Origin of the sequence: Labrys wisconsinensis (genome assembly GCF_030814995.1) — a bacterium.
GTDB lineage: Bacteria > Pseudomonadota > Alphaproteobacteria > Rhizobiales > Labraceae > Labrys > Labrys wisconsinensis.
Window position 1 is genome coordinate 161,067 of record NZ_JAUSVX010000012.1, and the last position, 19,580, is coordinate 180,646.

Sequence of the window (19,580 nt, forward strand, 5' to 3'; positions counted from 1 at the left end):
CTTCACGCAAGAGCCGTGCCCGCCCGCCGACGCAGCGTCACGCCGCGTGCGGCGCCCGGCCTGTGCCGAAACGTGTGCGCCCTGGCGATTCTGGCACAGCGCGGGGCGCGCCGACTCCCATTTCGGGACCGCGGCCGGGCGGCTCAGTGACAGCGGAAGTAGCGGCTCACCCCCCCGCTGTCCGACCAGAGCAGGGTGTTGCCGTTCATGATCAGCCGGATGTCCGCCTGCCGGCTCTGCCCCTTGACGCTGCAGCGGCCGGCCGCACGCCACGCCCCGCTTTCCGGCGTCACGGCCGTGAAGCTGCAGGTGCCGTCGGGCCTCACGGCCCCACGCGAGGAGATCGTCACGGGGGTGGGAGCGCCGTAATGGCAGTCCCGCGGATTGGCGGCCCAGTGCCCGACGAAGCTCTGCTCGGCCGGCACCGGGCCGGTATCGGTGAGGCGCCGCTCGGTTTCGCCATCCCACGCCTCGTCGGCCGCGAGCCCGTTGACCAGCTTGAAGTCCTGCAGCGCCGCGCGGGAGTCGTCGTCCCACACGCCGTCCGTATCGCCGTCGTAGAAGCCGAGATCGCGCAGGCGCCCCTGGGCCCAGCGCGCGTCGAAGGCGTTGAGCGGGTTGCGCACGGTACCGGACGGCGGCGGCAGGACCACGTCCGGCCCGTCGGTCGCCGCTGCGGCTGCCGAACCGGCCGGCGGAGCGTCGGCGGCCATCAGGGCCGCCTCGGTGCGCGCGTCCCAGCGGTCGTCCTCGCCCAGACCCTGCCGCCGCCGGAAGCCGCGCAGCGCGGCGCGCGAGCCGGCCAGCCAGAGGCCGTCGACCGGGCCGCCGAAATAGCCGAGCGCCTTCAGGCGCTGCTGCACCCGCCCGGCATCGCCGCGCGCGAGCAGGTCGAGCGCGGCCACGGCGGGCGGCGCCAGGCCCGGAGCACCGGCCGGGGCGACCGCCGGCGCGGTCGGGAGCGGGGCCGGAGGCGCGGCGGGCGGCGGCGACAGACGGGCGGGCGGCGCGACGGCGACCAGTGTCGGCGGGCGGTAGGGACCGACCTGCGCGGCGACGCCCAGCACCACGCAGCCGGCCGCCAGCGCCACCAGCCAGCGCTGCTCGCCGGCGGACGGCGTCAGCGCCTCGGCATCGACCTCGGCCTGCCGCCATGCCGTCCAGGCGGTCAGCGTCGCCGGGCCCGGGTTCGTCCTCAGCGACACGGCCTCGACACCGGCCCGCTGCAATGCCGCGGTGGCCAGGTGCAGCCGGGCCTCGAGCTCGCCCTGGCGGGGCGCGATGCCGGCGTGGATCGTGGCGATGTCGAACGGGTTGACGCCCCGATCCGGATCGAAGCGGAACTTGGCCTCGACCGCGCGGCGCCAGGACACCAGCGCCCAGGCGATGGAAGGCCCGAAGCCCTGGATGGCGGCGATGCGACGGTAGTCGATATCGGCCGCCGTCTCGATGCCGTAGGACCGGAGCAGCAGCTTGCGGTCCGGCCCGACGCGCTTGCTCTGCATCCGCTCGATCGAGAAGCGCTCGAGATGGCGACGCAGCTGCGCCTCGCGCCGGCGTGTCGCCAGCACCTCCAGGCGGCGGCGCTCCTCGGTGGCGAGGTCCTGGAGCTGACGCAGCACGGCCTCGGCGTCGCGGCGGAGCTTGCGGAAATGATCGTTGCCGGCAGCCTGGCGGAAGGCCTCCTCGGCCTGGCGCCAGGCCAAGCGCCCCTGCTCGGCCTCGGCCAGCGCCCGCGCCAGCGATGCCGGCGCGCGCCAGCCGAGGGCAGCGCCGGCCGCCAGCACGGCCACGCCCGCGGCCATGCCGAGGCCGCCGGTGCCGAGCAGGGCGACGCCCGCCGTCGCCACGACCAGGGCAAGGGCCCAGCGCCGGGTCCGCTGCTGCCGCAGCGCGTCCATGCCCGGCCGCGGCCGCAGGTCCGTCATCACCGGCATCAGAGGCCCGAGGGCGGGAGCCGGGCCGGGGTCCGCCACGCCGCGCACCGCCTCGACGAGCTGGCGCAGGTCGATCGGCCGGTCCGTCGGTTGCGCCGGCCCGGACGGCGCGAAGGCCTGGAACCCGGGATAGGCCTGCTCCATGCGGCACCAGGGGCAGGACGGCGCGGTCCTGACGTGGTGGTGCGCCGGGTTGACGGAGCAGACGATGAGGCTCGCCTCCGCCTGCTCCAGCAGCCCCACCCATTCGGCGGCCGACGGGCGGGCGCCACCCGGACCGATCGGGCCGAAGGCCCGCTCGAAGGCGTCGGCGAGCGCCAGCGGCAGGTCAGCCAGGGTCGGCACATAGGGCGGCGGCTCCATCCGCGTCGCACCGCGCCGGGCGGAATAGGCGAAGCGGAACTCGGCGATGGCGCGCGGCATCGGCATGTCGCCCGGTCCGAGATAACGCCCGGCGAAGGGGTGGCGGCCCATGACCAGGGTGTAGAACACCAGCACGGCCAGGCCGAAGGCATCCTGCAGCGGCGTGCGCAGGGCCGAATCGCGCGACGCGCCCTGCAGCTCGGGCGGCGTGAACTCGGGCACGCCGACCTTGCAGGGATAGAGCCGCCCCTCGTGGACGATCTGGAAGGAATCGCTGTCGATCAGCACCACCGTCGCATCGTCCGCGACCAGGACGCCGGAATGGTTGATGTCGCCGATGACCACGCCGGCGGCGTGCACGCCCGCCACCGCCCGCGCCAGGTTGAGGGCGGCGCGCACCAGCAGGGGATAGGTCGCCCGCGGGAAGGCGCGCTTGCGGTCGGTCGGCGAATAGAGGCGGTGGACCGGCTTGTGGCCGCCGACCCGGCGCATGGTGAAGCCGACGAAGGCCCCGGAGGCGTCGTGGAGCGTGTCGATGGGGAAGGCGACGAAGCCGACCGCCGCGTGCAGCCCCGCGGCGATCATGGCGGCGATCTTCTCCGCCCGCTCGGCGGCGAGGCCGGGCAGATAGATCTTGGCCGCCAGGCGCTGGTCGTCGTGGACGGCATGGACCGTGCCCTCGCCGCCCCTGCCCAGGACCGCCCCGAGGCGCACCGTGCCGCCGGAGCCGGTCGTATAGGTCGTCAGGTCCATCGCGCCATGACCAGGGTCTTGTCGTCGTCGGTGCGCCCGGTCACCGCCGGCCCGTCGAGAAAGGTCCTGAGCTCGGCGGAGAGCGGGCGCTGGCGTCCCGGCGCCGCCTTGCGCAGGGGCGGAAACATCGATTCGAAGAATGGCGCAAAGGCGGCCGTCGCGGCGAAGTCGAGCGCCAGGCGCTCCAGGCCGTCGGAGAACAGCGCCAGCTCCGCCACGGTTCCCGCGACGTGGCTGACCACGGTCCGCGGCTCGGGGTCGTCGGTGACGAAATAGGTGGTCGCGGCATATTCGCCCTGGGCGGGCCAGCTCGGCACCAGCCAGCCGGCCTCGCCGTCGAGGCGCAGCGCACAGGCCCCGTCGCCGACATGCACCACCACCGCGCTCTCACGCTGCACCACGCAGGCGAGCAGGGTCGCGGCCAGGGCGCGGCGGGCCTGGCCGCGGCGCTGCGCCGCCCGGTCGAGCCGGTCGCGCATCCCGTCCAGCCAATCCGCCACCAGCGCGTCGTCGATCTCGTCGGGCCGGCCGCCCCGGCCGACGAAGGCGAGGGCCGAGCGGCAGATGCTGCGCACCGCGATGCGCGCGCCGAGCCCGGCGAGCGGCGCGCTGCCCGCCCCGTCCGCCACGGCCGCGACCAGCGTCGGACCGTGAGGCGAGGACGCTTCCAGGCAGGCTCCGGCGTCGTCGCAGCCGATACCGGCCTTCAGATGCGACGTGCCGGTCGAGCAGGCCCCCACCCAGCTCCACCGGCGCATGGTCATCCCGCGACCGCCCAACCCTCGGGGGCCGTCGGGTTGGCCAGGGGCACGGCCTCGCCCGGCTGGGAGCGCGAGACCGAGGACAGCGAGGCCGAGAGCCATTGGAACAGCTCGCGGAAGCGCAGGCCGCGCAGCTTGAGCGGCTCGCGCACGCTGACCTGGCGGAGCGCCTCGAAATTGGCCCCCTCGACGCCGACGCTGTAGAACATGAAGGCCTTGGCGGCCTCGCCGTCGCGCACGAGCTCGGCGGCGCGGGCGACGGAGTCGGTCGGGCCGCCGTCGGTGACCATGAACACCCAGGGGCGGTAATAGGAGATGCCGTTGGCCTTGTAGGCTTCCTTGCGGCGGCGCAGCAGGTCGAGGCCCTGCTCGATGGCGGCGCCCATCGGCGTGTCGCCGGCCACCTGAAGGGTCGGCGGATAGAAATGCTGGATGCCGGTGAAATCGGCCTCGACCGTGACCGGCCCGAAGGTGACGACGGCAACCTCGACGCGCTTGGCGGCGAGCGAATCGGCGAACAGCTCGTCGCGGAAAAGCTGCAGGCCGCCGTTGAGCTCGTCGATGGGCGCGCCGCGCATCGAGATCGACTTGTCGAGCAGCAACAGGACGGGGCAGCGATTCTCCGGGTTCTCAGCGAAGACCGCATCGCCGAATGGACGTTGTTCGAACGAGGCGTCCGTCATGCGGAGCCCTCCTTTGGGCGACTATACTCTCCCCCTGCCCCCACTCATCGCAAAATCCCGCTGGCCGGCCAACTGCTAATTGGCCGCCGCGATCGCTTCGGGGGAGCGGAGGCCTCAGCGCACCAGCAGCGCCGTGCCGTAGAGGCCGAGGGCGAAGACGGTATGGGCGACCAGGTTGAGGGCGCGCACCTGCATGGCATCGGGACGCCTGGAGGCGGCCCAGCCGGCGCCCATGCCCGGGGCGAGCAGGAACCAGCCCGCGCCGACCGTCACCAGCCCGAGGATCCAGGCGGGCAGGAAGGTCGGCGCCGTGAGCCAGCCGGCGCCGACCACCACGACCAGCAGGGCGCCGTAGAGGATGCCGACGGCGTAGTGGAAAACCCAGCCGAGCGCCAGCTCCTGCGAGAAGGGCGCGGCGGCGGTGATATCGTCGTGGAAGACCCTGCCCGTGCGCAGGTGCCAGACCCAGCGTCCGACCAGGCCCCAGTTCGGCAGCGCCAGGCCGAAGACCCGGTTCAGCACGATCGCCCACAGGTCCATGAGCAGGGTGGCGCCGATCCCGATCGCCACGGAGCGCCAGACGACATCGAACATGGAATTATTCCGACAGGGAGAGGGAGAGGACGGCCGGGCAGCCCGCGGGCAGGCATGGCAGCCGGCGGCACCGTACAGAGGCGGTCCTGCCATTGCAATCGAGAGATGTCCGCCATCCACGGCACAACGCGCCCTGCGATCGGCGCGCTATTGCACCACCATCATGACCGGCTTGTCGATCGCCTGCAGCACGCGAGCCAGCTCGTGGCCACGCTTGAGGATCATGCCGCTGGGGCTCAGCACGGCATAGGCGCCCTGGCGGCGGGCCAGCGCCGGGTCCTTGACGATGCGGTAGAGCGGCATCTCGGAGGAGCGGCGGAAGATCGAGAAGATCGCCTTGTCGCGCAGGAAGTCGATGGCATAGTCGCGCCACTCGCCGTGCGCCACCATCCGCCCGTAGAGGTTCATGATCTGGCGCAGCTCGTGCCGGTCGAAGGAGATGGCGGGCGGCTCGATGCGGCGCTGGGTGGGGAACACCGCGATCTCCGCGCCGCCCGCCTGGGAACTTCCAGGCGGATCAACCTCGCTCATGGCGCCTCCTTTCAACGGCCCGGTCCCGGGCCCGCCGGCATCGGCCGAGCAAGGCCCGGCCGGCCGCGGGCCAGCGGCCCTGTCGCCGTCCTGTCATGATTGCGCCGAACGGCGCCGCGTTCAAGTCGGCTCTTGGCCGCTGGCGGCGATCGTGACCCCCGCCCCGGCCATGGCAGCCATGGCGGCCGCGACCGAGCCGTCGAGGTCGATGCCGCGGCAGGCATCCTCGACCAGCACCACCTCGAAGCCGAGGCGGCGGGCGTCCTCGGCGGAGAAGCGGACGCAGAAATCGGTGGCGAGCCCGACGCAGACGACCCGCGTCAGGCCGCGTTCGCGGAGATAGCCGGCAAGGCCGGTCGGCGTGGTCCGGTCGTTCTCGAAGAAGGCGGAATAGCTGTCGATGGCGGGGCGGAAGCCCTTGCGGACGATCAGCTCGGCCCGCGTCACGGCGAGGTCCGGACGGAAGGCCGCGCCGTCCGTGCCCTGGACGCAATGGTCGGGCCAGAGGGTCTGGGCGCCGTAGGGCATGGCGAGGCTGGAGAAGGGCGCCCGGCCGGGATGGCTGGAGGCGAAGGAGGAGTGGCCGGCGGGATGCCAGTCCTGGGTCAGCACCACATGGGCGAAGCGCTCGGCGAGGCGGTTGATCGCCGGCACCACGGCATCGCCGTCCGGCACGGCCAGCGCGCCGCCGGGGCAGAAATCGTTCTGGACGTCGATGACCAGCAGGACGTCGGTGTCGGTGGGGCGCATGGCGGCTCCCGCGGCGATGGGGGTCAGGAGACGAAGCTGCGGGCCGCCGCCGAGACGGTCTGGCCGCCCTGCGGGGTGACGCGCAGCACGGAGAGGCTGCGTTCGTTGGTGCCGTCGGTGCGGAACCGGAAGGCGCCGTCTATGCCGCTGAAGCCGGAGGGATTGGTCAGGTTGGCGGCATCGAAGGCCTGGGCGCCATAGGCCTTGAGCAGGCCGGAGACCAGGGAGATCGCGTCGTAGCCGACGCTGGCCAGACGCACCGGGTCGGTGCCGAAGCGGGCCCGGTAGCGGCCGGCAAAGGCCTGGAAGCCGCTGGCGTCGGGCGCGGCGTAGAGCCCGCCCTGCAGCAGCGGCGCGGCGAAGACGCGCTTGTCGTCCCACACGCCGGTGCCCAGGAGCTGCACGCGGCGCGGGTTGACCCCGGCGGCGCCGAGGGCCTCGGCGACCAGCGGCAGGGTCTCGCCCCCTTCGGGCAGGAACAGGGCGTCGGCCTGGCCGGCCCTGATCACCTCGGCCACGCGCGCGACCGGCGCCTGCATCGCCGAGCGGTCGAGGCCGAAGCTCTCCATGGCGGCGATGCGCAGGTTGTGGCGCGAGGCGGCCTGCTGGAACTCGCCCTGCACCACCGTGCCGTAGGCGGTCTGCGGAATCAGCGCGGCGAAGGAGGTCTTGCCGCTGGCGGCGGCGTAGGCGACGATCCGCTCGACGTCCGATTGCGGCATGAACGACAGGAGATAGATGCCGGGCGCGGCGACGCTGGCATCGGAGGAGAAGGCGATCATCGGCACGCCGCCCGAGCGCGCCACCGCCCCGGCCGTCCGGACCGCCGGCGCAAAGAGCGGCCCGAGGATGACGTGGGCGCCGTCGGCCAGCGCCGCCGTTGCCGCGGCGCTGGCACCCTCGGGCGTGCCGAGGTCGTCCTTGACCACCAGCTGGAACTCGCCGTGCACGAACTCGGCCATGGCCATGTCGCAGGCATTGCGAATCGCGGTGCCGACGGCGCCCCCGCCGCCGCCGGAGGAGAGCGGCACCAGCAGCGCCGCGGTGACCGGTCCGGAGCCGATGGTGGCCGAGGGCTGCGACAAGGCCGGCGAGGCCGCCGGCCGGATCATCGTCTCGGTGGTGCTGCATCCGGCGAGCAGCGCCGCCCCGCCGAGCCCGAACAGGCGCAGCGAAGCCCGGCGCGCCGGATCGACAGGTCGGTCGAGATGGGGCAGATGACTCACGATGGCCTCCAGGCACGGCAGCGGGCGCCCCGAGCAAGCCTTTCGAACGCCGCCCGAGGCCGGGCTCGGCAATCCCGCTCGATGTCAAAGTCCAAGCGCCACTCGCCCCCCAAGCAGGATTTCGCGGCCCTGGCAAGACCGCGGCGGCGGGAACCTGCCTGCCGATCCACGACTTCCTGTCCGAGGCTTCGCCGAAGCGTCGGCAGTTTTGCATGAACCTCGGCCGGAATGATACTGGTTGGCATGCAGGATGCCGGCGCTCCCGTGCGGCCATCCACAGCCCCCCCGCAAGGCCCCAGCCATGCCCCACGACAGCCTCCTGGCCGATGCCCCGGCTTCCCAGCGCAGCTATACCCTGCACGGCCAGCGCATCACCGCCCCCTCGCTCCGGCCCGGCCTGCACGTGGTGTCGACCCCGATCGGCAACCTCGCCGACGTGACGCTGCGCGCCCTGACCACGCTGGCGGCGGCGGACCTGGTGGTGTGCGAGGACACCCGGGTCACCAGCCGCCTCACCAATCATTACGGCATCGAGGCGAGCCTGGTCGCCTACAACGACCACAACGCCCCGCGCGTGCGCCCGCAGATCCTGGAGCGCCTGGCGCAGGGCGCAGCCGTCGCGCTGGTCTCCGACGCAGGCACGCCGATGGTATCGGACCCCGGCTACAAGCTGGTGCGCGACGCCATCGAGGAGGGCATCGCCGTCTCCTCGGCGCCGGGCGCCTCGGCGGCGCTGGCCGCCCTGACCGTGGCCGGCCTGCCGACCGACCGCTTCTTCTTCGAGGGCTTCCTGCCGCCCAAGGACGGGGCGCGCGCCAACCGCCTGGCCGAGCTCAAGGCAGTGCCGGCGACGCTGGTGTTCTACGAGAGCGGGCCGCGCCTGGCCGGCAGCCTGGCGGCGATGGCGACGGCGCTGGGCGACCGGGCGGCCACCGTGGCACGCGAGCTGACCAAGGCCTACGAGACGGTCTATCGCGGCACGCTGGTGTCGCTGGCGACCGACTTCGCGGTGGCCGAGGAGCCGCGCGGCGAGATCGTCGTCGTGGTCGGGCCGCCGGTGGAGGAGCGGGCCAGCGCCGACGAGATGGAGGCCTCGCTCAGCTCGGCGCTCGACACGCTGTCGGTGAAGGATGCCGCCGCCGCGGTGGCCGCCCGGCTCGGCCTGCCCAGGCGCGGCGTCTATGCGCGGGCCGTGGAACTGGCGGCGGCGCGGCGCGCCCGCGGACCGTGAACCGGCGATGACCGACCTCGCGGGGCGGCGCCGGGCCTTCCGCTTCGGCCTCGGCGCCGAGGGCCGGGCGGCCCTGCTGCTGCGCCTGAAGGGCTACCGCATCCTGGCCCGACGCTTCCGCACCGCCGGAGGCGAGGCGGACCTCGTCGCCCTGCGCGGCGAGACGATCGTCTTCGTCGAGGTGAAGGCGCGCGGCGAGCTCGCCGCGGCGCAGGAGGCGATCACGCCAGCCCAGAGGCGACGCATCGCCGCCGCGGCGCGCGCCTGGCTGACACGCCATCCCGACGATGCGAGGCTGACCCTGCGCTTCGACGCCGTCTTCGTCGCGCCGCGCCGCTGGCCCCTGCACGTCGTCAACGCCTTCGAGGCGGATATCTGAGCGGGGCCGCCGCATCGCCGCCATGCGGAAAAGGGGCGCCGATCCACCGGCCGGATCGGCTCCGCAGCCGCCTCACTGCCCCAGCACGTGCTTGATCCAGTCGCCGAGATTGGGGCCGCCCTGCGGGGGCTCCCATTCGCCGTTGCCGGCCGGGGCCGGGGCCATGGCGACGGGCTGGTCGTCCGGCGCGCCGTCGACCTGGGGCTGGGCGGCGACCACCGGGGCGACGTCCTGCGGCGGCGGCGGCACCCAGGGCCGGCCGGGCAGCGGCTGGGGCTGCAGCCCCTTGTGCGCGGCGACCATGAAGCTGTTCCAGATGCTGGCCGGCAGGCTGCCGCCGGTGATGCGCCGCGTCGAGGCGCCGTCGTCGTTGCCGAGCCAGACCGCGGTGACCATGCGGCTGGTGAAGCCGACGAACCAGGCGTCGCGATAGTTCTGGCTGGTGCCGCTCTTGCCGGCCGCCTGCCAGCCCGGCAGCGCCGCCTTGCGGGCCGTGCCGATGGTCAGCGTCTGGCTCATCATGGCGTTCATCATGCCGACCTCGGCGTCGCTGATCACCTGGGGCATGGGCGGCGGGCTGCGCTTGTACAGGACCTTGCCCGACACCGCCTTCACCTCGGTGACGACATAGGGCACGATGGTGCGCCCGCCATTGGCGAAGACGGCATAGGCCGAGGTCAGCTCCAGCGGCGTCACCTCGGACGTGCCGAGGGCGATCGACGGGTTGGGATCGAGCTTGGAGGCGATGCCGAGGCGCTGGGCCATGGCGACCACCGCCTTCGGGCCGAGCTCGGCGCACAGGCGCACCGCCACGGTGTTCAGCGACAGGGCGAGCGCCGTCGCCAGCGTCACCGGGCCGCGATACTCCTTGGAGAAGTCCTCCGGCCGCCAGCCGGCCAGGCTGACGGGCGCGTCGTCGCGCACGGTGTCGGGCGTCAGCCCGGCCTCCAGGGCCGCGAGATAGACGAAGGGCTTGAAGGTCGAGCCGGGCTGGCGGCGGGCGGAGATGACGCGGTTGAACTGGCTGGCGGCATAGGACCGCCCGCCCACCAGGGCGCGCACGGCGCCGTCCGGCTCCATCGCCACCAGGGCGCCCTGGCCGACATTGAGCCTGCCGCCGTTCTTGTCGAGCGCCTGGGTCAGGGCCTGCTCGGCGGTGACCTGGAGCCGTGAATTGATGGTCGTCTCGACCACGACGTCGCTCTCGAGCGGCCCGACATAGTCGTCGAGCAGGCTCGTCACCCAGTCCGCGGGATAGTTGCCCGAGAAATTGTCGACCTTGCTGCTGGCGACGGCCGGCTTGGCGATCGCGGCCTTCTCCTCGCCGGCGGAGATCACGCCCATGTCGGCCATGGCGCCGAGCACGACCTCGGCGCGGTCCTGCGCGCCCTGCAGGTTCTTGTTGGGCGCCAGCTTCGAGGGCGCCTTGACCAGGCCGGCCAGCATGGCGGCCTGCGCCAGGGTCAGCTTCGAGGCCGGGCGGCCGAAATAGCGCTGCGCCGCCGCCTCGACGCCGAAGGCGCCGGCGCCGAAATAGACGCGGTTGAGATACATCTCCAGGATCTGGTCCTTGGAGTATTTGCGCTCGAGCCACAGCGCCAGGATGGCTTCCTGCACCTTGCGCTCGAGGCTGCGCTCCTGGGTCAGGAACACGTTCTTGGCGAGCTGCTGGGTCAGGGTCGAGCCGCCCTGCTCGACATGCCCGGTGACCAGGTTGCGCGTCACCGCCCGGATCAGGCCGAGCGGATCAATGCCCCAATGGGAGTAGAAGCGCCGGTCCTCGATGGCGACGAAGGCGGCCGGCACATAGGGCGGCAGGTCCTTGATCGACACCGCCGCCCCGCCCATGCCGCCGCGATTGGCGATGGGCGTGCCGTCGGAGGCGAGGATCTGCACGTTGGGCGGGCGTTGCGGCACCGCCAGGTCCTGGATCGGCGGCAGGTGGGAGGCATACCAGGCGACGACGCCGCCGGCGCCGATCACGCCCCAGATCGCCAGCACGAAGCCCCAGTAGAACAGCCGGCCGAGGAAGGAGCGGCGCCGGCGCCGACGCGGCGGCCGGCCGCCGGGCGAGGTCCCGTCGACGACGCCGCCGGAGAAGCTGCGGCGACGTCCGTCCTGGCGGCGCGGCGAATCGCTCGGACGCGTCCCGGACCGGGCCGCCATCTCCGCGGCCGAAGCCGGCGCGGAGCGGTCGTCCCGGGTGACGCGCATGTCGAAATCGCCCCGATCGCTGTCGAAACGTGGTTCGCGCCGTCCATCGGCCATGCGTCGGCGCTCTCCGTCAATCGTCGCTCGAATGGGGTCTGCGTCTTAACAGAATAATCGCGGCCGCATTAAGGGGACTTTACGACCATGTCCACCGGAGCTTCTACTGGCTCGCCCAGACGATGCGCGCCATCCAGGCTATCTCCCCCTGCTGCAGCGCCCGCTCCTCGCCGGCGGCGCCGAGCGGGGCGAGCTCGGCGGTCCTGGCCGTGCGCCGCTTCAACGCCATCGCCAGGACCTCGCCGGCGCGGGTGCGCACCACGACGCGGTCGCCCTTGCGGATCTGGACGCCGGGCGCGACGATGATCAGGTCGCCGTCGCGATAGAGCGGCTCCAGGCCGCCGCCAGCGACCTCCAGCGCATAGATCCGTTCCTCGCTCGGCCCGGGAAAGATCGCCTCGTCCCAGCCCTCGCTCCGGGGATGGCCGGCCTCGTCGAACAGGCCGTCGGCGGCCGCCTGCGCCAGGCTCAGCATCGGGATGCGGCGAGGCACGGCCTCGCGGGCCCGGTCGAGCAGGCCGAGGAAGACGTCGATGGAGTCGCCGGTCGCCTCGAGCACCTTGGCCACCGATTCCGTCGAGGGCCAGCGGGCGCGCCCGTCCCCGGTGACGCGCTTGGACTTGTTGAAGGTGGTGGCGTCGAGCCCGGCCTTGCGGGCGAGGCCGGAAGCCGATAGCCCGTGGCGCGCCGCGAGCGTATCGATGGCATTCCAGATCTGGGCGTGGGTGAGCATCGGGAGACCCTGGCTCGGCGGGATTTCCGGACCCGTTCCGCGGGTGGCGCCCGGAAATCTCGCTTAGGCGATGAAACCTAGAAAATAGGATTTATCACCTATCGACGCCGGTGTCATCTCCGCAGCGCAAATCGGGCAACCGTGGGAAGGGCAGGCATGGCGACCATCTACAAGATCGCGACCACCGAGCAATGGCGCGCGGCCGAGGCGGCGGGACGATTCGACGGCGCGCCGGTCGACCTTGCCGACGGCTATATCCATTTCTCCGACGCGGCGAGCGTGCGCGAGACGGCGGCCCGGCACTTCGCCGGCCAGGCCGGCCTCGTCCTGGTGGCGGTCGAGGCGGATCGGCTCGGCCCGGCGCTGCGCTGGGAGGTCTCGCGCGGCGGGGCGCTGTTCCCGCATCTCTATGCGCCGCTGCCGCTCACGGCGGTGACCTCGGTCGCGCCGCTGCCGCTCGGCCCCGACGGCCGCCACGTCTTCCCGGAGGCCCCATGATCGGCGCCCTCTATCCGCTTGCCCGTCCGGTGCTGATGGGCATGGACCCGGAGCGGGCCCACGCGCTGACGCTGCGCGCCCTCAGGCTGATGCCGCTGCCGCCGGCGCGCCCGGACGAGCCGGGCCTGGCGGTCGAGGCCTTCGGCTTGCGCTTTCCCAACCCGGTCGGCGTCGCCGCCGGCTTCGACAAGGATGCCGAGGTGGTCGACCCGATGCTGCGGCTCGGCTTCGGCTTCGTCGAGGTCGGCAGCCTGACGCCGCGGCCGCAGGCGGGCAATCCGCGCCCGCGCCTGTTCCGCCTGCCGGCCGACGAGGGCGTGATCAACCGCTTCGGCTTCAACAACCAGGGCCATGCCGCGGCGCTGGCGCGGCTCGCGGCGCGCCCGCCCGCCGGCATCGTCGGCGTGAATGTCGGGGCGAACAAGGACAGCGAGGACAAGGCGGCCGACTATGCCGCCGGCATTGCCGCCTTCGCCGGCGTCGCCTCCTACTTCACCCTCAACGTCTCCTCGCCCAACACGCCGGGCCTGCGCAGCCTGCAGCAGCGCGAGGCGCTGGACGATCTCCTGGCGCGGGCGACGGCGGCGCGGGATGAGGCTTCGCAGCACCATCCGCGCCGGCCGCTGCTCCTCAAGATCGCGCCGGACCTGACGCTCGGCGAGCTCGATGACATCGTCGCGGTGGCGCTGGCGCGCGACCTCGACGGCATGATCGTCTCCAACACCACGGTCAGCCGGCCGCCGACGCTGCGCAGCAAGGGCGTCGCCGCGGAAGCGGGAGGCCTGTCCGGCGCGCCGCTGTTCGACCTCTCGACCCGCATGCTGGCGGAGACGGCGGCGCGGGTGGAGAAGCGCTTTCCGCTGATCGGCGTCGGCGGCATCGAGTCGGCGAAGACCGCCCGGCGCAAGCTCGAGGCCGGCGCGACGCTCGTGCAGCTCTATTCGGCCATGGTGTTCCGAGGGCCGGGCCTCATCGGCGAGATCAAGCGCGGGCTGGCGCGGCCGTGATCACTGCGGCAGCTCGGCGCAGCGCCGCTGCAGGAAGCGGCGCACCGCCGCGTCGGATTCCAGGCCGATCGCCCGGTGATAGGCCTCCCGCGCCGGCGCGACGGCGCCGATCCGGTGCAGCAAGTCGGCGCGCGCGGCCCAGTAGGGCTGGTACTCCCGCAGGCGCGGGTCGCCCGCCAGCGCTTCGAGCAGCGCCAGGCCGGCCCCGGGCCCCTCGACTTCGGCGAGGGCGACGGCACGGTTGATGCCGACGACCGGCGATCCCGTCAGGGCCGCCAGCGCGGCGTAGAGCCGCTCGACGGCCGTCCAGTCGGAACGGCCGGTGTGCCGGCGCACGGCGTGCGCCGATTGCACCGCCGCCTCCAGCTGGTAGCGGCCCGGCGCACCCATGGCGCCGGCGCGATCGAGCAGCGCCTCGGCCTCCCCGATCAGGCCGCCGTCCCACAGCGACACGTCCTGCCGCGTCAGCGGCACATAGTCGCCGGCGCCGTCGCGCCGCGCCTGCCGCCGGGCCTGGGCGTGCAGCATCAGCGCCAGCAGGCCGAGCGCCTCGGGCTCCCCCGGCAGCAGCGTGACGACCAGCCGCCCGAGCCAGATGCCCTCCTCGGCCAGATTGCCGCTGCGGCTGCCGGTGCCGGCCGGGTCGGCCCAGCCTTCGGCAAACACGGCATAGATGGCATCGAGCACCGCCTGCAGGCGTTCGGCGAGCTCGGCGCGTTCCGGCACCCGGAACGGGATGCCGGCGAGCCGGATCTTGGCCTTGGCGCGCACCAGGCGCTGGCCCATGGCCGCGGGCGCGACCAGGAAGGCCGAGGCGATGGTCGCCGCGTCCCAGCCCAGCACGGTCTGCAGGATCAGCGGGGCGCGGACGGCCGGATCGATGGCGGGATGGGCGCACACGAACATCAGCCGCAGGCGCTCGTCCGGCACCGGTGTCGGATTCCCTGCCATCTCCTCCAGCTCCTCGGCAGCGCGCCGCATCTCCGGGACCAGACTCTCGCCGAGGGCCCGGCGGCGCGCGGCATCGATCATCCGCCGCCGCGCCACCGCCACCAGCCAGCCCTCCGGGTTGGCCGGCACGCCCCTGGCCGGCCAGTCCGCCAGGGCGGCGGCGAACGCTTCGGAAAAAGCATCCTCCGCCCCGGCGACATCGCGCATGCGCGCCGCCAGCGACGCAACCAGGCGCCCATAGCTGCGGCGCGCCACCGCCTCCGCCGTCTCCCAGGCGGGGCCGGGCTGCATCTCAGGCGGCATGGTCCATGGTCATCGGCCAGATCGGCCTGACCTCCAGGACGCCGGTGCCGGCGCCGGGACAGCGCGCCGCCCAGGCCAGGGCCGCGTCGAGGTCCGGCACGTCGATGATGTAGAAGCCGCCGAGCTGCTCGCGCGTCTCGGCATAGGGACCGCTCAGGACCTGGGTCTTGCCGTCGACCACCCGCACCGTCGTGGCGGTCGAGGTCGGCTGCAGCCGCTCGCCCGCCACCCGGGCGCCCGCGGCGACCAGCGCCTCGGTATAGGCGTGATAGGCGGCGGTCAGCTGCTGCCGCGCAGCCGGAGACGCGGCCTGCATCGCCGCCTCGCTGTCGTGGATCATCAGAATGTACTGCATCGTGGTCCTCCAATCCGGGCGGATGATGCCGCCTTGCCGGCGGGACGATCCCGCCACCTCGATGTCGATCGGGGGGCGGGGCTTTCGACAGGCTTGGAGACTAAATCTTCCGGGCGCGGGATGCGACCGGCGCCGGCCCAGCGCCCGCCGGCTTGAGGATGCCACCAGGACCGCCTATCTCCGGTGTCGCGCCGGCCCAGCCCGGGGCAGTTCCTGGGATGTTCGCCCGCCATGCTCTCCCACGCCGTCCTCGCTCTCCGGCAGATCACCTCGCCGCCGTTCCGCTCGGTGATGATCAAGGCCGTCGGACTGACGCTGGTCATGCTGGCCGCGGTCTGGGCCGGTCTCTATACGGCCTTCGCCCATTTCGTGCCCGTGCCGCCCGGCTGGCTCAAGACCGTGCTCGACGTGCTCGCCGGTCTCGGCCTGCTGGTCGGCCTCGGCTTCCTCGTCGCCCCGGTGACGGCTCTGTTCGCCGGCCTGTTCCTCGACGACGTGGCGGCCGTGGTGGAGGCGACCTGCTATCCCGACGATCCGCCGGGCCGGGCGCTGCCGTTCGGCCAGGCGCTCTGGGCCGCCATCCGCTTCACCGTGCTGGTGATCGCCGTCAACATCGTGGTGCTGGTGCTGCTCTTCTTTCCCGGCATCAACATCGCCGCCTTCTTCGTCGCCAACGGCTACCTGCTCGGCCGCGAATATTTCGAGCTGGCCGCCGGGCGCTTCCATCCGCGCGAGGAGGTGCTGCGGCTGCGCCGGGAGAACGGCGTGCGCGTGTTCCTCGGCGGCCTGGTGATCGCGCTGGTGCTGGCGATCCCGATCGTCAACATCGTCACGCCGCTGTTCGCCACCGCCTTCATGGTGCATCTGCACAAGGCGGTGATCGGCTCGCGCCCGCGCCTGCCGGCGCCGGCGTGAGGGAGGCGCTGCTGCCGTGAGAAGCGCTCTCGGCCAACACGCACGGAGCTTGGTTTGCAGGCGTATTCATTTTTGATTATATTGAATACACTCGCCAAGTATGGATCGTGCCATGCCCCGAACGACAACCATGACGGTCCGCCTCAGCGGTGCCCTGAGCGACTTCGTGGCGGCAAACATTGGAGAGAACGGCTCCTATGAGAATGTCAGCGAGTACATCCGCGACCTGATCCGCCGCGACAAGGAACGGGCGGACAAGCAGGCGTTCGATCGATTGGTGGCCGAGGTTCGCCATGCCTTTGCGGCCCCCGAATCGTCCTACAAGGTCGTGACTGCCGCCGAGGTCATCGCGCGGAACCGAACTTGATCTCATGGCAGCCGTCCTCATCCAGGAGGCGGCCTCTCACCGTCTCGACCAAATCTATCGCTATACGCAGAGCCACTGGGGGCCCGAACAGGCCGAGCGCCACATCACCGGGTTGTTCGAGGCTTTCGACAGGATCGAGAGCCATGGGGTGATATCGAAGCCGGTTCCAGCCGAATTTGGCGTCGAGGGATATTTTTTCCGGTACCAAAGGCACTTCGTCTACTGGCGGAAACTTTCGAACGGCAACATTGGCATCGTGACGATCCTGCACGAGCAGATGCATCAGATCGATCGCTTCCGCGAGGATTTCGGGTTGTGAAGGTTCCAAGGGCTGTCGCCGACGCCAGGAGCCATCATGCTCCAGGCGCGGCACCCGTCCGTTCGCATCGATGGAGCACACGCGATGCATCCCAGAATGCTCCGGGCCTTCCTGGCGGTCGCCCGCAGCGGCAACGTCACCCGGGCGGCCGAGGCGGTGCACCTGGCGCAATCGAGCGTCAGCGACCAGATCCAGGCCCTCGAAGCCGAGCTCGGGGCGAGCCTGTTCGCGCGCACCCGGCTCGGCCTGACATTGACGCCGGCGGGCGAGGCGCTGCGATCCTATGCCGAGGACATCCTGGCGCTGGACCAGGAGGCGCGGGCCGCGGTCGAGGCGGCGGCCGGACGCATGGCCGGCGCGGTCACCATCGGCGCGCTGGAGACCATCGCCGCGGTGAAGCTGCCGCGCTGGCTGTCGGATGTCTGCAAGGGCCACCCCGACATCGATATCCGACTGACGGTCGCGGGCAGCAGCGAGCTGCTGCGGGGCCTGGCTGAAGGCGGCATCGACGTCGCCTTCTGCTTCGACCAAGGCCGCCTGGACGAGCGCCTGGCCAGGCGGGTGATCGCGCGGGAGCCGCTGGTCCTCGTCGCGGCGCCCGGAGCGGCTGCGATGACCGGCGATCTCGCAGCGCTCGCCGCGGCCGGTTTCGTGGCGACCGAGACGGGCTGCGTCTACCGGCACCTGCTCGACACCGCCTTCGCCGAAGCCGGCCTGGCGGCGCCGAAACCCGTCGCGGAGGTCGGCAGCGTCCGCGCCATCGCGCAGCTGGTCGCCGCCGGCGCGGGACTGGGCCTGCTGCCGCGCCTGGCGGTGTCCGAGGCGCTGGCCCGCGGCGAGATCGTCGAGCAGCCCTGGCCCGGTCCGATGCGGACCGCACCGCTCGCCATGGTCTGGCGCCGCCGGCGCGTGCAGCCGCCGGCGCTGCAGCGCGTGCTCGCCGCCGCGGACGCGGCCTTCGCGCCGCTCAGACCAGCCGGTGCCCGCCCTCGACATGCAGCACCGTTCCGGTCGTGAAGCCGCTGCCGACGAGGAAGGCGATGGCCTCGGCGATGTCGTCGGGCCGGCCGACACGGCCGACGGGCAGGCGCTCGGCCATGGCGGCCAGGGTCTCGTCCTTCCCCGCGCCGGCGACGACGGACCAGATCGGCGTGTCGACCCAGCCCGGCGAGACCGCATTGACCCGGATCGGCGCGAGCTCGACCGCCAGCGCCCGCACCAACCCTTCCAGGGCCGCGTTGACGGCGGCGACGACCGCGCCGCGCGGCGCCGGGCGATAGGCGGCGATGCCTGACGTGACGGTGATGGAGCCGGCCGCGGCGAGCCGCGGCGCGCCGTGCTTGGCGAGCAGCAGCGGCCCGTAGAGCTTGCTCTCCACCACGCGCCGGGCGGCCGCAAGGTCGAGCGAGGGCAGGAGCTCGTAGGCGCCGGCGATGTCGGCGGCGGTGCTGACGATGTGATCGAGCCTGCCGATGCGCGCGAACAGCGCCGCCACCTCGTCCTCGCGCGTGATGTCGAGCACCGCCGTCTCCAGCGTCGCGGGGTCCTGCAAATCCCTGCGGGCCTGCTCCAGCCTCTCGACGCTGCGCCCGGCAATGACGACCCTCGCCCCTGCGCCGAGGCAGCGCCGCGCCAGCGCCAGGCCCATGCCGGAGCTGCCGCCGACAATCAGAATTTTCGTCTTGTCCATCTCTGTACCCTGCCCTGTGTTTGCGAGCGAACATGAAGCAAAGACTGCGCAGACAAGGGCGGGCCGGGGAAACGGAAGACCCCGATAGCATCATCGGCAATGCCGATCGCCGGCGCCCGGAGAGGCCGGGACCCTGCGCATCGCACCGACGCGTCCGAGGGGCATGGATGCCGGCAACGGACGCACCGCGATGGATCGCGTCAGGGCTACACGATGGATATCTTGATACTTCTCTCACCTGCCGCCTATCATGATAGCTATCATCATGGGAGGCCGTCATGGGGCGCAAGACCGCAAAGCTCTTCACGACCGGCCGCAGCCAGGCCGTTCGGCTGCCGGCGGAGTTCCGTTTCGAGGGAAGCGAGGTTTTCGTCCGCCGGGATCCGAAGACCGGCGACGTCATCCTCTCGCGCAAGCCGGACTCATGGGACGGCCTGTTCGACCTCTACCGCAGGGACGACGTGCCGGACGACTTCATGGGACCGGTCGATCGAAGCCAGCCGCTGCAGGACCGCGATCCGTTCGAGGGCTGGAAGGAATGAGCCCTCATATGCTCGATACCAATCTCGCCGGTCATGTCATCAGGGGTGACCGGCCGGAGATCACGCGCAAGCTCGCCAGCCTGCCGATGGCGGAGATCGTCATCTCGGCCGTGACCGAGAGCGAACTGCTCTACGGGCTCGCCCGGCGGAACCATCCCGCCGCGCTGACCGAGCGCGTCAGGCAGTTCCTGCTGCGGGTCGACGTGCTGCCCTGGGATCACGGCGTCACACGGGCCTATGGCGACCTGCGCACCGCCTGCGAGATCAGAGGCGTCGTCCTCGCGCCGCTCGACATGATGATCGCCGCCCACGCCGTGGCCGTCGATGCGACGCTGGTGACACGGGACAAGGCCTTTTCGCGCGTTCCCGAGCCGCTGCGAACCGAGGATTGGTTCGCCTGAGCCATATCGGGAACCTCCGCCCG

General features: G+C 72.2%; 22 protein-coding genes. 10 read left to right on the forward strand and 12 right to left on the reverse strand.

Going from position 1 to position 19,580, the window contains the following annotated elements:
• Positions 1–143 precede the first annotated feature (143 nt).
• The 7 genes from QO011_RS27445 to QO011_RS27475 all read right to left on the reverse strand — a co-directional run bounded on the left by QO011_RS27445 (position 144) and on the right by QO011_RS27475 (position 7,598).
• Entirely contained in the window at positions 144–3,053 is a 2,910-nt protein-coding gene (locus tag QO011_RS27445; RefSeq protein WP_307279374.1) for a peptidoglycan-binding protein, read from the reverse strand.
• Positions 3,044–3,817 carry a PP2C family serine/threonine-protein phosphatase gene (locus QO011_RS27450; RefSeq protein ID WP_307279377.1) on the reverse strand — a complete coding sequence of 258 codons (774 nt, stop codon included), beginning with the start codon at positions 3,815–3,817 and terminating at the stop codon, positions 3,044–3,046. The genes QO011_RS27445 and QO011_RS27450 overlap by 10 nt, the downstream gene beginning before the upstream one ends.
• Entirely contained in the window at positions 3,814–4,497 is a 684-nt protein-coding gene (locus tag QO011_RS27455) for a vWA domain-containing protein (RefSeq protein WP_307279379.1), read from the reverse strand. The genes QO011_RS27450 and QO011_RS27455 overlap by 4 nt, the downstream gene beginning before the upstream one ends.
• A 114-nt stretch (positions 4,498–4,611) precedes the next feature.
• Positions 4,612–5,091, reverse strand: coding sequence for a DUF2938 domain-containing protein (locus QO011_RS27460; RefSeq protein ID WP_307279380.1), 480 nt, complete (start codon positions 5,089–5,091; stop codon positions 4,612–4,614).
• Positions 5,092–5,238: 147 nt separating this feature from the next.
• Positions 5,239–5,622: a DUF2794 domain-containing protein gene (locus QO011_RS27465; RefSeq protein ID WP_307279382.1), complete on the reverse strand. Its 384-nt coding sequence runs from the start codon at positions 5,620–5,622 to the stop codon at positions 5,239–5,241.
• Between the two features lie 120 nt (positions 5,623–5,742).
• Entirely contained in the window at positions 5,743–6,372 is a 630-nt protein-coding gene (gene pncA, locus QO011_RS27470; RefSeq protein ID WP_307279385.1) for a bifunctional nicotinamidase/pyrazinamidase, read from the reverse strand.
• A 23-nt stretch (positions 6,373–6,395) separates the two neighbouring features.
• Positions 6,396–7,598 (reverse strand): penicillin-binding protein activator, encoded by a 1,203-nt coding sequence (locus QO011_RS27475; RefSeq protein WP_307279388.1) that lies wholly within the window; start codon positions 7,596–7,598, stop codon positions 6,396–6,398.
• 301 nt (positions 7,599–7,899) lie between these two features.
• On the opposite strand from QO011_RS27475, the gene rsmI reads away from it, so the two are divergent.
• The gene (rsmI, locus tag QO011_RS27480) at positions 7,900–8,829 is read left to right on the forward strand and encodes a 16S rRNA (cytidine(1402)-2'-O)-methyltransferase (protein ID WP_307279391.1); all 930 of its coding nucleotides are present in this window, start codon (positions 7,900–7,902) and stop codon (positions 8,827–8,829) included.
• A 7-nt stretch (positions 8,830–8,836) separates the two neighbouring features.
• Positions 8,837–9,208: a YraN family protein gene (locus QO011_RS27485; RefSeq protein WP_307279394.1), complete on the forward strand. Its 372-nt coding sequence runs from the start codon at positions 8,837–8,839 to the stop codon at positions 9,206–9,208.
• A 72-nt stretch (positions 9,209–9,280) separates the two neighbouring features.
• On the opposite strand, the gene QO011_RS27490 is transcribed toward QO011_RS27485, so the two are convergent.
• Both QO011_RS27490 and QO011_RS27495 read right to left on the reverse strand, forming a co-directional pair.
• Positions 9,281–11,476: a transglycosylase domain-containing protein gene (locus tag QO011_RS27490; protein ID WP_307279395.1), complete on the reverse strand. Its 2,196-nt coding sequence runs from the start codon at positions 11,474–11,476 to the stop codon at positions 9,281–9,283.
• Between the two features lie 103 nt (positions 11,477–11,579).
• Positions 11,580–12,209: a S24 family peptidase gene (locus tag QO011_RS27495; protein WP_307279398.1), complete on the reverse strand. Its 630-nt coding sequence runs from the start codon at positions 12,207–12,209 to the stop codon at positions 11,580–11,582.
• A 156-nt stretch (positions 12,210–12,365) separates the two neighbouring features.
• Between QO011_RS27495 and QO011_RS27500 the strand changes: the two genes are divergently transcribed.
• Positions 12,366–12,707 (forward strand): DUF952 domain-containing protein, encoded by a 342-nt coding sequence (locus QO011_RS27500; RefSeq protein WP_307279400.1) that lies wholly within the window; start codon positions 12,366–12,368, stop codon positions 12,705–12,707.
• Entirely contained in the window at positions 12,704–13,714 is a 1,011-nt protein-coding gene (locus tag QO011_RS27505) for a quinone-dependent dihydroorotate dehydrogenase (protein WP_307279403.1), read from the forward strand. The genes QO011_RS27500 and QO011_RS27505 overlap by 4 nt, the downstream gene beginning before the upstream one ends.
• Here QO011_RS27505 and QO011_RS27510 read toward each other — a convergent pair whose 3' ends face one another.
• Both QO011_RS27510 and QO011_RS27515 read right to left on the reverse strand, forming a co-directional pair.
• The gene (locus QO011_RS27510) at positions 13,715–14,968 is read right to left on the reverse strand and encodes an RNA polymerase sigma factor (RefSeq protein ID WP_307279404.1); all 1,254 of its coding nucleotides are present in this window, start codon (positions 14,966–14,968) and stop codon (positions 13,715–13,717) included.
• Positions 14,958–15,323, reverse strand: a complete 366-nt coding sequence (locus QO011_RS27515; RefSeq protein ID WP_307279406.1) for a YciI family protein — start codon at positions 15,321–15,323, stop codon at positions 14,958–14,960. The genes QO011_RS27510 and QO011_RS27515 overlap by 11 nt, the downstream gene beginning before the upstream one ends.
• 231 nt (positions 15,324–15,554) lie before the next feature.
• Between QO011_RS27515 and QO011_RS27520 the strand changes: the two genes are divergently transcribed.
• From QO011_RS27520 to QO011_RS27535, 4 genes are all read left to right on the forward strand, one after another.
• Positions 15,555–16,238: a sulfate transporter family protein gene (locus QO011_RS27520; protein ID WP_307279407.1), complete on the forward strand. Its 684-nt coding sequence runs from the start codon at positions 15,555–15,557 to the stop codon at positions 16,236–16,238.
• Positions 16,239–16,368: 130 nt separating this feature from the next.
• The gene (locus tag QO011_RS27525; RefSeq protein WP_307279410.1) at positions 16,369–16,605 is read left to right on the forward strand and encodes a ribbon-helix-helix domain-containing protein; all 237 of its coding nucleotides are present in this window, start codon (positions 16,369–16,371) and stop codon (positions 16,603–16,605) included.
• Between the two features lie 4 nt (positions 16,606–16,609).
• Positions 16,610–16,924: a type II toxin-antitoxin system RelE/ParE family toxin gene (locus tag QO011_RS27530; RefSeq protein ID WP_307279412.1), complete on the forward strand. Its 315-nt coding sequence runs from the start codon at positions 16,610–16,612 to the stop codon at positions 16,922–16,924.
• An 84-nt stretch (positions 16,925–17,008) separates the two neighbouring features.
• Positions 17,009–17,941 (forward strand): LysR family transcriptional regulator, encoded by a 933-nt coding sequence (locus QO011_RS27535; RefSeq protein ID WP_307279414.1) that lies wholly within the window; start codon positions 17,009–17,011, stop codon positions 17,939–17,941.
• On the opposite strand, the gene QO011_RS27540 is transcribed toward QO011_RS27535, so the two are convergent.
• The gene (locus tag QO011_RS27540) at positions 17,892–18,614 is read right to left on the reverse strand and encodes an SDR family oxidoreductase (protein WP_307279419.1); all 723 of its coding nucleotides are present in this window, start codon (positions 18,612–18,614) and stop codon (positions 17,892–17,894) included. The two genes, QO011_RS27535 and QO011_RS27540, sit on opposite strands and share 50 nt — an antisense overlap.
• Before the next feature lie 278 nt (positions 18,615–18,892).
• Here QO011_RS27540 and QO011_RS27545 point away from each other — a divergent pair, with 278 nt between their 5' ends.
• On the forward strand, positions 18,893–19,156 hold the full coding sequence (locus QO011_RS27545) for an antitoxin (protein ID WP_307279420.1): 264 nt from the start codon (positions 18,893–18,895) through the stop codon (positions 19,154–19,156).
• A complete protein-coding gene (locus QO011_RS27550) occupies positions 19,153–19,557 on the forward strand; it encodes a type II toxin-antitoxin system VapC family toxin (protein WP_307279423.1) in 405 nt (134 codons plus the stop codon). The genes QO011_RS27545 and QO011_RS27550 overlap by 4 nt, the downstream gene beginning before the upstream one ends.
• The last annotated feature ends 23 nt before the right edge of the window (positions 19,558–19,580 follow it).

Bases quoted from the DNA above. Each gene is read 5' to 3' on its own strand.
- QO011_RS27445 (WP_307279374.1), bottom strand. From the start codon at position 3,053: ATGGACCTGACGACCTATACGACCGGCTCCGGCGGCACGGTGCGCCTC.
- QO011_RS27450 (WP_307279377.1), bottom strand. From the start codon at position 3,817: ATGACCATGCGCCGGTGGAGCTGGGTGGGGGCCTGCTCGACCGGCACG.
- QO011_RS27455 (WP_307279379.1), bottom strand. From the start codon at position 4,497: ATGACGGACGCCTCGTTCGAACAACGTCCATTCGGCGATGCGGTCTTC.
- QO011_RS27460 (WP_307279380.1), bottom strand. From the start codon at position 5,091: ATGTTCGATGTCGTCTGGCGCTCCGTGGCGATCGGGATCGGCGCCACC.
- QO011_RS27465 (WP_307279382.1), bottom strand. From the start codon at position 5,622: ATGAGCGAGGTTGATCCGCCTGGAAGTTCCCAGGCGGGCGGCGCGGAG.
- pncA (WP_307279385.1), bottom strand. From the start codon at position 6,372: ATGCGCCCCACCGACACCGACGTCCTGCTGGTCATCGACGTCCAGAAC.
- rsmI (WP_307279391.1), top strand. From the start codon at position 7,900: ATGCCCCACGACAGCCTCCTGGCCGATGCCCCGGCTTCCCAGCGCAGC.
- QO011_RS27485 (WP_307279394.1), top strand. From the start codon at position 8,837: ATGACCGACCTCGCGGGGCGGCGCCGGGCCTTCCGCTTCGGCCTCGGC.
- QO011_RS27490 (WP_307279395.1), bottom strand. From the start codon at position 11,476: ATGGCCGATGGACGGCGCGAACCACGTTTCGACAGCGATCGGGGCGAT.
- QO011_RS27495 (WP_307279398.1), bottom strand. From the start codon at position 12,209: ATGCTCACCCACGCCCAGATCTGGAATGCCATCGATACGCTCGCGGCG.
- QO011_RS27500 (WP_307279400.1), top strand. From the start codon at position 12,366: ATGGCGACCATCTACAAGATCGCGACCACCGAGCAATGGCGCGCGGCC.
- QO011_RS27505 (WP_307279403.1), top strand. From the start codon at position 12,704: ATGATCGGCGCCCTCTATCCGCTTGCCCGTCCGGTGCTGATGGGCATG.
- QO011_RS27510 (WP_307279404.1), bottom strand. From the start codon at position 14,968: ATGCCGCCTGAGATGCAGCCCGGCCCCGCCTGGGAGACGGCGGAGGCG.
- QO011_RS27515 (WP_307279406.1), bottom strand. From the start codon at position 15,323: ATGCAGTACATTCTGATGATCCACGACAGCGAGGCGGCGATGCAGGCC.
- QO011_RS27520 (WP_307279407.1), top strand. From the start codon at position 15,555: ATGCTCTCCCACGCCGTCCTCGCTCTCCGGCAGATCACCTCGCCGCCG.
- QO011_RS27525 (WP_307279410.1), top strand. From the start codon at position 16,369: ATGACGGTCCGCCTCAGCGGTGCCCTGAGCGACTTCGTGGCGGCAAAC.
- QO011_RS27530 (WP_307279412.1), top strand. From the start codon at position 16,610: ATGGCAGCCGTCCTCATCCAGGAGGCGGCCTCTCACCGTCTCGACCAA.
- QO011_RS27535 (WP_307279414.1), top strand. From the start codon at position 17,009: ATGCATCCCAGAATGCTCCGGGCCTTCCTGGCGGTCGCCCGCAGCGGC.
- QO011_RS27540 (WP_307279419.1), bottom strand. From the start codon at position 18,614: ATGGACAAGACGAAAATTCTGATTGTCGGCGGCAGCTCCGGCATGGGC.
- QO011_RS27545 (WP_307279420.1), top strand. From the start codon at position 18,893: ATGGGGCGCAAGACCGCAAAGCTCTTCACGACCGGCCGCAGCCAGGCC.
- QO011_RS27550 (WP_307279423.1), top strand. From the start codon at position 19,153: ATGAGCCCTCATATGCTCGATACCAATCTCGCCGGTCATGTCATCAGG.